The organism is Succinivibrio dextrinosolvens DSM 3072 (assembly GCF_900167015.1).
GTDB lineage: Bacteria > Pseudomonadota > Gammaproteobacteria > Enterobacterales > Succinivibrionaceae > Succinivibrio > Succinivibrio dextrinosolvens.
This window is the reverse complement of sequence record NZ_FUXX01000025.1, coordinates 25,515-36,892: the sequence shown is the minus strand read 5'-3', so window position 1 is coordinate 36,892 and position 11,378 is coordinate 25,515. Positions and strand designations below refer to the sequence as shown.

The window sequence follows — 11,378 nt, the reverse complement described above, 5'->3', positions numbered from 1 at the left end:
AACAGCCTAGCAGCTTTTCATCTTTGATGACTCTCTCTCTGTATTCGTGAACAACAACGTTATGGCTTCCACAGTGTGGACAGACTGGAGGTTCTGCTGGTTCAAGCTCAATAGTAATATCCCTGTCAGACACTTCAGAAAAAGAAATATTTGTAATCTTGAAGCCAGGAAAGAAGTTTTTAGATAAAAAATCAGATACAATACAAGACATGGGCGTTTCCTTCTTAAGTGTTGTTGTGCTTTTTTATCTTAAGAGAAAACGCCCTTTTTTGTTTAATTTATTTGATAATATTCACTAGAAGTTTTTCATAAGCCACAGTTTTACTGAAGAACCGGAAATTTTTCTAAAAACTTGCCTTTGTTTTTTATATCGTTACATTTCAAATACTGCTTACAGAAAATTGAAGGTTTGACTTTAGAACCTTTGTTCCATTTTTTTAGTAGCTCATCATTTGAATAAATATATAGAACCTCTATTTCAGGAGCTGTAATGATATCAATAACATCAATATGACTATTAAGCAGTTCATTATTACAGGCTCTATTTATTAATCCATGCCATTTTTCTTTTGCGCTGTCATGAACATATAAAACAGCAACCTTGCCGTCATAGTCGTACTGTGTAATTTCATGAACCATCTCTTCACTACTTTTTTTCGATCTGGCTCTGGAATAGTCAGTATTAACCTTAAGAGAATCAATAACAAAATAGTTATTTTCTAATATCCAGTTTATTACTTCTTCCTCATTAGTACCTTCGCAAACAATATACATATAGGAATATTCAGATAAAACAGTCATTACATACCACCAACTAAAGATGAAATATGTCTTTTTGCATTATCCAAATCAATTTTCTTTGGAGCAGTTCCTTTTATTATATTTGACAGAATAATCCTGCTCTTTGAAATATCATTTCTAGGAACTTCTTTGCAGTCTGATAATCTTGTGAGCTGAAGATCGTCATTATTCCTTGTAGTTATATAGATATTGTCTTTTCTAGAAAGAAAATCTAAAAGCTCAGGATAATGAGTTGAAAAAATTAAACAGGCCCCTTTAGGATTAGTTCTTTTATCGTTAAATAACCCAAGAATAAACTCTATTATTTTTTTATTAAAATGATTCTCTAATTCATCTGCAATGAAATAGCCTCCATTTTTAAGAACCTCAATAATAGAAGGCAGCATTGTTATTCCTTTTATAGTTCCTGAAGATAGTATGCTGTCAATTGGTATTTTTTTATTCTGATTCGTTGACTCATTCGAATGACGTTTGTTTCCGGCCTTTCTGTTAAATGTTACAGAAACCTCTAAAGCATTAGATACGCTATTCTTAAACATAGTGATAGTCTTGATGCTCGAATCAAAACACTTAACCAATTCATTTGGGGCTGTTCCCAACCATGCAGGAACATTTGAATTAACAAAAGGAAGATTTGAACTATATGTTTCATTGCATTTATTAACTGCAGAGACAATACTTACGTCATCCTTCAGATAATGATTACCTGCTTTCTCAATATCTCTTGTTCTAACTTCTGAAAAATATTTATTCTTTTTATATTGTGAAGTTGTTGTTATGCTTAGCTTTTCCTGCTTATAAGAATATAAATCTGAAGTATATTCGACAGTTGATTCTAATCTATAAACTTTTGAGTTATTCTGAAATTCAACACAAAAATCCAATGTAGAGGAACTATCGAATAAGAAAAACTTATCCAGTCTTGTTCTTACATTGCTTTCATTTAACTTCTGATCACCTATTAATATACTCATGATAAGACTAATAGCATCCAGAATTGTAGTCTTTCCTGTGGCATTTAATCCTACAACTCCGATGATAACCTGAGAGTATAAAGCAGGTATTATTTTGAATGCAGGCATATAGAATTCTGGTTTACCAGCATTGCTTCTGACTCCATCATCCGTACAAAAATCAATAAAAAATCCATTTGGAAATAAATAATTCTTTCCAAATCTTATATTGAATATTTTCATCTCTATCCTTGTATCATTACGCTGTAGATTAAAACAGATTTTTTGTTTTATTATAAATTATAGCGAACATAAACAAAATGTAAATGTATATATAAAGCATATGGAAGAAATAGGAAAGTTGCTATCAATAGCATTCACTATTTTTGCAAGGAAGGTCTGTCGAGAAAAGAAAATCCCATTTGAGCTCTCATTAGATCCTTTTTATTCAAAAGAGAACTTGGATAGCTTAAGAAAATCTATCACTCAGATGGAAGCAACAGTCAGAAACAAAAAAGAAGTCATTTCATAAACGGAAGATGAGTAATTAGCTACATAATGATTTGTTTACCGATTATAAAGAGTGCAGTTCATCATATATCATCTGAGCCATACTCTCAGAGATTCCAGGAACTTTCTTTAACTCCTCAACACTGGCATTCATAACCTCTCGAATTCCTCCAAGATTTTTTAGTAATGCCTGTCTGCGCTTAGGTCCTATTCCCTGTATATTCTCAAGTACACTATGACTTCTGGCTTTCTGTCGTTTGTGTCTGTGTCCTGTTATAGCAAAACGGTGAGACTCATCTCGAATGTGCAGCACAATCTGCAGGGCCGGATCAGATAGGGATAAATGAATCTCTTCTCTGGTATAGCCGCGAATCAGAGTCTCCAGACCTTCCTTTCTGCCCTCGCCTTTTGCTACAGCTACAATTAAAGGGGGCTTAACTTTGACCTTTGAGAAGATATCTCCTATAACCTCTTCAGCCTGTTTTAACTGACCTCGACCACCATCAATAAAGACAACATCAGGAATAATACCTTCAGTAGGATCTTTAAAGCGTCTGGTTAAAACCTGATGCATGGCGGCAAAATCATCACCAGGAGTGATACATTCAATATTGAATCGCCTGTAATTGGCGCTGTCAGGTCCTTCACGGTTAAAGGATACACAGCTTGCAACTGTATTCTCGCCCATGGTGTGCGAAATATCGTAGCACTCCATATGCTCGATTCCCTGAAGACCAATCAGTTTCTCAAGATCATCAATTCGACGTTTTGCCGTAGACTTATCTGCAAGCTTAGCTGTAAGTGAGGCCCTGGCATTCTCTCTGGCCAGCTTTAAATACTTTGCCCTCTCTGAACGGACATTAGACAGAAAAACAACATCTTTACCTGATATCTTTTTTATTGCCTCACAAAGAGATTTATCATCTGCAACAGGTGTATCTGTAATAATCTCTTTAGGATACATGCCTGCTCGCATATCAGATAAATAGAACTGACTTACAAAGGCACTAAGAGCATCGTTATCGTCGGTAAGATTACACTGAGAATAATAGGAACGTGTTCCAATAATTCTGCCCTTTCTGATGAATAAAACATGATTGCAGCATAAATCCTGCTCCTCATCATGTCCTATCACATCCATATCAAACATCAGATCACCTGATACTGACTGAGACTCCTGAACACGTCTTAATGATAAAAGCTGATCACGAAGCTTTGCTGCATCTTCAAACTCAAGATTAGCAGCATGCTGTTCCATTTTTGAAGAAATATCATTTAGAACATCCTGATTCTGTCCTTTTAGAAACATACGGACATAATCAACCTGCTGCATGTAGTTCTTATAAGCAGCCTCGCTCATAGGAACACATGGAGCAAGACACTTTCCTATCTGAGCCATAAGACAGGGTCTTGAGCGGTGAGAATAAACAGTATCGGCACACTGTCTTATAGGAAAGAGCTTCTGTAAAAGCTTTAAACTATCCTTGGCAGCAGAAACATCCGGATATGGACCGAAGTACTCACAGTCAATCTTCTTTCTGCCTCGATAATAGTAGAGTCCGGGATGCTTACCTTTTGAGAGCACCAGATATGGATAGGATTTGTCATCTCTCAGAAGAATGTTGTAGTGAGGCTGATACTTTTTAATGAGGTTGTTTTCAAGAATAAAAGCTTCTGCCTCAGAAAAGGTAACCGTAAATTCAATATGATGAATATGCTCAATAAGAGCTCTGGTTTTAAGATTGATTTCCTTCAGAAAATATGACGACAGTCTTTTTTTAAGGTCTTTTGCCTTTCCTACATAAATAACAGTATTCTCATCAGAATACATACGGTAGGAACCAGGACGGTTAGGAACTGTCTTTAAAAAACTTTTATAATCAAAAATAATATCAGGCATAAACTACTGTTCAGAATAAAGACTTTTCCTAATTTTAAATTAAAAAACCTTTCAAATCTATGATCTGAAAGGCTTTTGAGTAATTTTATCGAACGACAATCGTTATTGATTAAAGTTTATTTTAACTGTCTATCCTTAGAAAGCAGCTACAACAGCACCGTTGTACTTTTTCTCGATGAAGTCCTTAACTTCCTTGCTCTGAAGAGCCTTAACCAGAGCCTTAACACCTTCCTTCTGAGCTGACTTGGAGTTTGCAACCAGAACATTTACATATGGAGAGTCTGACTTCTCAATGATAATTGAATCCTTTAGAGGATTTAAATTTGCGCTGATAGCAAAGTTGGTATTGATTACTGCTGCATCAACATCATCTAGTGAGCGAGGTAACTGAGCAGCCTCAAGCTCCTTGAAGTTAAGATTCTTTGAATTTGTCTTGATATCAAGTACGGTTGCAGTGATATTTGAAGGATCTTCAAGCTCAATTAAACCTGCTGACTGTAAAAGAAGCAGAGCACGTGCACCGTTGGTTGGATCGTTTGGAATAGCAACAGTTGAGCCTTCCTTTAATTCATCAAGTTTCTTAATCTTGTGAGAATATAAGCCCATAGGCTCAATGTGAACACCACCAACCTCAACTAAGTCTGAACCTCTATCCTTGATGAAAGACTCAAGATATGGACGGTGCTGGAAATAATTGGTATCTAGCTGACCATCAGAAACAGATAGATTTGGCTGAACGTAATCGTTGAATTCAACAATCTTTAAATCAACGCCCTGTTTAGCAAGAATTGGCTTAACAACCTCTAAAATCTCTACATGAGGTACTGGAGTTGCGCCAACACTGACGGTCTCATTTGCATTAGCAGAGAAAGAAGAAACAGCAAAAGCTAATGCAGCGGTTGCTCCTAATAATTTATTTAATTTATTCATTTTGTTATAACTCCAAAAAAATTATTCTTACCTTATGCTCATTAAGAGCTGTTGGTTATAATATGCGATTTTTTTCCTTTAATTACAAGAAATTCGTAATACTATTTAAGAATAGTGAGATATAAGAAAAAGCTATAACTTTTGTTTTCCGATGTTTTAAATTAAAAAGTAAGCTGATATTGATTCTATAATCCAGACAGATCAAGTTTTGGAACTGAATTTAAATCAGGCTTTTCCTGTTTAAAAAACATAATCATATACCATGGAAGATATGTAACCTTCCCCTCTTCCTCAAGATTACCTCTGCAGAATACATATCCGTGAGCTAAATGCCAGGCTTCATTGTTTAAAAGATTATTTAACGCAGAATGTTTCTTATAGTCATTCCCTGATTTAATCTCCAAAGGTATAACCTTATCGTAATTCTGGACGATAAAATCAACTTCACCAATATTTTTACGATTCAAATATCTAAGCTCAAAACCATTTGATTTAAGACTCTGAGCAAAAACATTCTCAAAAATACCTCCGGCATTAATCTTTAAATTATCTGTTAATATTGCAAACTGAATATTCTCAAGTGACATTGAACATAAAAGCCCGGTATCACTTAAATACAGTTTAAACAGATTATTCTTTTCATTAAGCTGTAAAGGAATTACAGGCTCAGATAGATTAAATGAAGGGAGAGCTACACCTGCATCCTTAAGCCATAGAAAAGAATCCATATAATCACGCAATCTGGCATTTGAATTTATGGAATTAACTGTAAATCGGCGATTCTTATCTTCAAGACGAGATGGAATCGTATCAAAGATATTCTTAATCTTAGCCTGACCATCCTTAGAATATTTATTAACATCCTGACGGTATAGACTGACAATATCCTTTTGAGTATCAATTACTTTATAAAGGTCATTTGTTTCAACAAACCTTTTCACAACCAGAGGCATACCACCGACAATAGTGTAATACTTAAACAGATTAAGCATTTTCTGATGGATTGCCAAGGATACTTCTCTTTTATTGGAGTAGCAGTCATGAAGATAATCAAAGGTATCCTGCAATACTCCATTTGCAATACAGAACTCCTCAAAATCCATTGGATACATATGAAGAACCTGCTCAAAGCCCACCGGATATGAAGGAACATTCTTATACTGAACACCTAGTAAGGATCCGGATTCGATAATGTCATATGAGCCGTTTTCAACAAGAAATTTTATAGCAGTTCTGGCATTAGGACATTCCTGGATTTCATCAAGAAAAATCAGAGTCTTTCCTTTTACAAGAGTGGTTTTCAGATAAGAAGATAGAGTCAGCTGAAGAGTATTGAAATCAAGATCTCCTGAAAAGATATCTTTAGCAGAATGCTGGGTTAGAAAATTGATCTCAACAAACTTACTGTAGTATTTTTTGGCAAATTCTCTAATGATGTACGTTTTTCCAATCTGCCTAGCACCAGTTACAAGAAGTGCTTTTTTGTCAGATTGCTCATGCCACTTTACAAGTTTATCTATTATTTTGCGATACATTTTAATCAAGACCAACAAATATAAATTATCTATTTATATTATAGAATAATTTTAATTATATATTCACATAATTCTTAATTATTAAGATTAATTTTTCACAAAATTCTTAAGTTTTAAATTTATTTTTTCACATAATTCTTAAACATTTAAACTTAATTTTCACATAATTCTTATATTTTTAAACAAAATTTTCACAAAATTCTAAATACTTTGTAGTAGTTAAGAAAAGTAGACATGAAAAAAACTTTTTATTGCATTTCTTTTTCAAAAGTGGACACTCTTTCTAAAACTGCATACTTATGCCTTTTATGAACAAAATTTGGTTCTTCTGTCTAGATAAAGAGCAAAGTACTTAATAAAGAAATTGCCGGCAAAGCGCAAAGTATGTTCTCACAATTATTAAATTGTCACGATACTTATATAACAATCGTGACAAACATTAATGAAGGAGGATTACTTGCTCTCAGAAAAAATATTAAACAATAAAAAAGCCCAGATAACCATGTCTTAAAACATGATATTCTGGGCTCTATCTTAGTAAGACTTAATAGAACAGAGCTATCTGTGATCAACCTTCTTAGTCAGGTAATCACCAATGAACTGAGTTAACTGAACCATCAGCACCAGGATGATTACAGTCATAATCATAATTGGAAGCTGGAAGCGCTGATAGCCATAGCGGATAGCAATATCACCAAGACCACCGCCGCCAATGGTTCCAGCCATAGCAGAACAGCCGATAATTACAATTACAGTTAAGGTAAAGTTCTGAATCAGTTCAGGTAGAGCCTCTGGCAGTAAAACCTTTCTTATGATTCTGAATGGACTTGCTCCCATGGACTGAGCGGCTTCAATAAGACCGTAAGGAACAGTTCTAAGTGAAGTTTCAACAAGTCTTCCTAAAAAAGGAATAGTTGATATGGTCAGAGGAACAATCGCTGCAGTTGTACCGATACTTGTTCCAACAATCAGCTTGGTAATAGGGATAATTGCCACCATCAGAATAATAAAAGGAACAGAACGCAGAGCGTTAACTACGGTTCCCAATACTGAATAGAATGGACGGTTCTCCCAGAAATAGCCTTTTGAGGTTACAAGCAGGATAACTCCAAGAGGAACACCGAAAATAATAGAAACTGCTGTAGATAAAAGTACCATGTAGATGGTATCAACAGAGCCATCAAAAAGCAGCTGAATGATCTTGGCATTATAGGTAGATAAACCTAAAGAAAGTAAAAAGCTATTCATTATTCTCTACCTCATAACCTAAAAGCTGTACGTGATATACCCGTTTCTCAAGCTCTTCCTTTGCCTTCTGGATTAGTGCTTCATCGCCTTTGACAGCAACAATAAGAATGCCTAATGGCTTATTCTGAATATGGTTAATCTGTCCAGCCAGAATACTGATGTTAACATTAAGCTCTTTTGCAACCTCAACGATAACAGGATCTTCCGCCTTGTCACCTAGGAACAGAAGCTCAAACCAGGCTCTTGAGCCTTCTGAATAAGTGTCATCAAGCTTAGTGTATTCAAGCAGATCATTAAGATCCTTTCTTACTACAGCACTTACAAGACGTTTGGTTAAATCCTTCTGAGGATTTGCAAAGAGATCAATGGTATTTCCCATCTCACTGATAAGACCACCGTCAATTACGGCAACTCGGTCACAGCACTCTTTAATCACCTCAAGCTGATGGGTAATAATCACAATGGTAAGATTCAGCTTGTCACGTAAGGTTGTCAGAAGCTTTAGGATTGAACTTGTAGTCTTAGGATCTAAAGCTGATGTAGCCTCATCACACAGAAGAATCTTAGGATTGGTTGCAAGAGCACGGGCAATACCCACACGCTGCTTCTGACCACCGGATAACTGAGCAGGATATACATCAGCCTTATCATCAAGCTCAACCATCTTTAAAAGCTCATGAACTCTATTTTTAATCTCATCTTTAGATAGAGTCTGATCAAGTTCTAAAGGGAAAGCGACATTCTCAAAAACAGTCTTTGATGATAAAAGATTGAACTGCTGGAAAATCATGCCGATTGACTGACGGACTTTTCTTAATTTTGCTTCGCGATAGGAAGTGATATCCTCACCATCAATGATTACCTTGCCATCAGTAGGAAGCTCAAGCATATTGATGATACGGATAAGAGTAGATTTGCCAGCTCCAGAAAGACCAATCACACCGAAAATCTCGCCCTTGTTGATCTGAAGATCAATACCTTTTAAGGCGTGAAGAGTTTTTCCATGATCTAACTCATAGATTTTATGTATATTTTCTAATTTAATCATTATTGAAAAGTTTTTAGCTAAAAAACGTGTATAAGGTTTGTTATTTTATTACAACATTCTCTTTTATTTAATAAAAATTCGGAATTTTGTATTAAAAAGACCTTTTTATAACCACAATTGTGGTGTTATTATACGATATGACATTATAAATTCATTCTTAATATATTAGACATACGGATAAAAAAAATGGGATTTAGCTTGTTTACTCGTGATAAATCAAGTGACAGTTCAGAAGCAAAAGCAAAGGCTTCGCTTTTTACAAAGATTAGAAGCAATATCAAAACAAACAGAGGAAACGGCAGACAGAACAAGAGCGTCAGCCATAATTTCAGAAATAATGAACCAAGTTTTGGTACCAGTTCCTTTTCAGCATATCAGAATAACACTCCTGTAAATTCTCCTGATGGTTCTATAAACAATCTAAATAACAGTTTAAATAACGGACAGTTTAATTCAGATAATCCCCTGACAGGATTTATGAATGGAAGTAATAATCAGGGATTAGATTCAGTTAACGGCTCATCATATAATCAGGCTGATTCAAAGCAGAATAAGGTTGATAATTATGATGATATTTCAAACAACTACTACAAATACAAATCTGATGAATCCTATCTGAATGAGGAAGGCAGAAATAAGGATCATCTATATATAGCCCCAGGTGAGCCTCTGGTTAAAAAGAAAAAGACTCCTGAAGAAATCAAGGCCGAGGAGAATGCCAAGCTCTTTGACAATAAGGCAACCGGTGATGACAATCGTGATCTGAATAAGGCCCCCCTGTTTGCAACTCAGAATACAATTATCAGAACCTCTGATGATAAGGATGAAAGTGAAGTTCTATCAGCACTTGAAAATACTGATAAGAGTGCAGAGACTGAAGAGGATTCTCCTTATATTGCCCCTGGTGCACCTTTAAACAGAAAGGCAAATAAACGTGATGTTGCAGACAGTACTACAGATTCAAATCAGGATTCTTTGAATACTGTTCTAAGTCGTAAGGATACAAAGAAAGCTCAGGTAAGTGACGATTCTGATTCCATATACATAACCCCAGGTGCCAGACCAAAGGTATTTGATAAGAAGGATGATGAGGGGCCAATCTATATCACCCCTGGCGCTGAAGGCGACAGACTGAATGCTCAGAGAAAAAAGCAGCAGGAGCTGGCACAGGAAAACAAAGCTACTTTAAATGAAAGTGCTGCACAGAAAATCGCTGAGAGTAACCTTCAGGAGAAACTTAACTCTATTGACGATCTGCCTCGCTTTAAAGAGACAGCTGATTATGAGCAGAAAAACATCCAGAAGACACTGAATAAATCTATCTTTGCCAATGTAAAGGATACCAGTGTAAATACAGAAACTGCTAATGGATTTACCTTTAATAAAACAGAAGATGCAGCTCTTTTAAATGGTGCTGATAACAGAAATATCTCAGGTGGAGTATATTTCTTCCTGTTCATAAGACAGCTGTTTGCATCCTTCTTTAACTACACCAATCTTGGAGTGGTTTTTGCCCGCTCAGCACTGCAGTGGATAGGTCCTTCAAAACCAGGCTTTATGCCAATACCATATTTTGGAATTGGCTTTATCTGCAGTCTGTTTGCTCTGATTCTTGAGGATTATACAAATCCTTTACTATGTGCTCAGCTGGTACTGGTTGTATATCTGCTGCTGGTTGGATGTGATGGATTCAGAGGCATAGGTAAACTTTTAAGTGAATTCTCACAGAGAAAGTCAGATACTTATGTAAAGGCTGTAATTGTTATTATTACAGCAGCAATCTTTACTGCATGCTTTGAGTACTACATTTCAGTTCTAAAGCCAGATTTATCCTTCTGCTTTGGATTCGGTGTTGTAGTGATGCTCTCTGCCTTATGTGCAACCTCAATCAATTATGGCGAGAATGACGATCCTGTAAGCTCATATGGTTCATTAGGACTTACAGGACTATTAATGTCACTGGTATTCTGTGTTGCTGTAACATTCATGATTGTTGAATGGCAGATTGCCCTGTCCATGATTGGTATCTGTGCATTTACAAGACTGGTTTTAGGTCAGTACATTTATGCAAAGGGAATCAATGCAAGTATTGAGGTTGTATGCAGTGTGCAGCTGATTACGATGATTCTTCTGATGCTTGATCTGCTGTTTGCGACACAGTCATTTAATTTTATAGCTGAGAGTTTGTTGAGAGTTTTATAAAGAGTTTTATAAGATTCGGCTGATTGATTTAGTTTTGAGATAAGGAGACTTTCTCTTTTGCAGAGATAAAAAAGTCTCCTTTAAATATGGTCTTGTGCATTCAAATCAATGTCATTCACAGCTTCAAGAAGCAAATACATTCGCTGAGTCACTGAAGCCAAGACATTCGCGGCTTTACAGAAGTAATGACATTCACAGCTTCAAAAAATAAACAAACTGTTTTACTGAAGCATGAAACTTCTGGTTAATTA

General features: G+C 35.7%; 9 protein-coding genes. 1 reads left to right on the top strand and 8 read right to left on the bottom strand.

The window, feature by feature from the left end; all coding sequences use genetic code 11:
* The 8 genes from B5D46_RS07705 to B5D46_RS07665 all read right to left on the bottom strand — a co-directional run.
* On the bottom strand, nucleotides 1-211 hold a 211-nt coding region (locus B5D46_RS07705), incomplete at its 3' end, for a transposase family protein (RefSeq protein ID WP_143675634.1).
* Nucleotides 212-321: 110 nt separating this feature from the next.
* Complete coding sequence (locus B5D46_RS07700) at nucleotides 322-801, bottom strand: hypothetical protein (protein WP_078928965.1); 480 nt, start codon at nucleotides 799-801, stop codon at nucleotides 322-324.
* Nucleotides 801-1,997, bottom strand: coding sequence for an AAA family ATPase (locus tag B5D46_RS07695; RefSeq protein ID WP_078928964.1), 1,197 nt, complete (start codon nucleotides 1,995-1,997; stop codon nucleotides 801-803). Before B5D46_RS07695 ends, B5D46_RS07700 begins: the two co-directional genes overlap by 1 nt.
* Before the next feature lie 331 nt (nucleotides 1,998-2,328).
* On the bottom strand, nucleotides 2,329-4,164 hold the full coding sequence (gene uvrC / locus B5D46_RS07685) for an excinuclease ABC subunit UvrC (RefSeq protein WP_078928963.1): 1,836 nt from the start codon (nucleotides 4,162-4,164) through the stop codon (nucleotides 2,329-2,331).
* A 135-nt stretch (nucleotides 4,165-4,299) separates the two neighbouring features.
* Complete coding sequence (locus tag B5D46_RS07680; RefSeq protein ID WP_078928962.1) at nucleotides 4,300-5,094, bottom strand: MetQ/NlpA family ABC transporter substrate-binding protein; 795 nt, start codon at nucleotides 5,092-5,094, stop codon at nucleotides 4,300-4,302.
* A 185-nt stretch (nucleotides 5,095-5,279) separates the two neighbouring features.
* The gene (locus B5D46_RS07675) at nucleotides 5,280-6,629 is read right to left on the bottom strand and encodes an ATP-binding protein (RefSeq protein ID WP_078928961.1); all 1,350 of its coding nucleotides are present in this window, start codon (nucleotides 6,627-6,629) and stop codon (nucleotides 5,280-5,282) included.
* A gap of 558 nt (nucleotides 6,630-7,187) precedes the next feature.
* The gene (locus B5D46_RS07670; RefSeq protein WP_078928960.1) at nucleotides 7,188-7,877 is read right to left on the bottom strand and encodes a methionine ABC transporter permease; all 690 of its coding nucleotides are present in this window, start codon (nucleotides 7,875-7,877) and stop codon (nucleotides 7,188-7,190) included.
* Nucleotides 7,870-8,925, bottom strand: coding sequence for a methionine ABC transporter ATP-binding protein (locus B5D46_RS07665; protein ID WP_078928959.1), 1,056 nt, complete (start codon nucleotides 8,923-8,925; stop codon nucleotides 7,870-7,872). Before B5D46_RS07665 ends, B5D46_RS07670 begins: the two co-directional genes overlap by 8 nt.
* 186 nt (nucleotides 8,926-9,111) lie before the next feature.
* Here B5D46_RS07665 and B5D46_RS07660 point away from each other — a divergent pair, with 186 nt between their 5' ends.
* Nucleotides 9,112-11,127: a hypothetical protein gene (locus tag B5D46_RS07660; protein WP_078928958.1), complete on the top strand. Its 2,016-nt coding sequence runs from the start codon at nucleotides 9,112-9,114 to the stop codon at nucleotides 11,125-11,127.
* Nucleotides 11,128-11,378 lie beyond the last annotated feature (251 nt).

Coding starts and splice junctions, on each gene's coding strand:
- B5D46_RS07665 (WP_078928959.1), bottom strand. CDS start 8,925: ATGATTAAATTAGAAAATATACATAAAATCTATGAGTTAGATCATGGA.
- uvrC (WP_078928963.1), bottom strand. CDS start 4,164: ATGCCTGATATTATTTTTGATTATAAAAGTTTTTTAAAGACAGTTCCT.
- B5D46_RS07700 (WP_078928965.1), bottom strand. CDS start 801: ATGACTGTTTTATCTGAATATTCCTATATGTATATTGTTTGCGAAGGT.
- B5D46_RS07680 (WP_078928962.1), bottom strand. CDS start 5,094: ATGAATAAATTAAATAAATTATTAGGAGCAACCGCTGCATTAGCTTTT.
- B5D46_RS07675 (WP_078928961.1), bottom strand. CDS start 6,629: ATGTATCGCAAAATAATAGATAAACTTGTAAAGTGGCATGAGCAATCT.
- B5D46_RS07670 (WP_078928960.1), bottom strand. CDS start 7,877: ATGAATAGCTTTTTACTTTCTTTAGGTTTATCTACCTATAATGCCAAG.
- B5D46_RS07695 (WP_078928964.1), bottom strand. CDS start 1,997: ATGAAAATATTCAATATAAGATTTGGAAAGAATTATTTATTTCCAAAT.
- B5D46_RS07660 (WP_078928958.1), top strand. CDS start 9,112: ATGGGATTTAGCTTGTTTACTCGTGATAAATCAAGTGACAGTTCAGAA.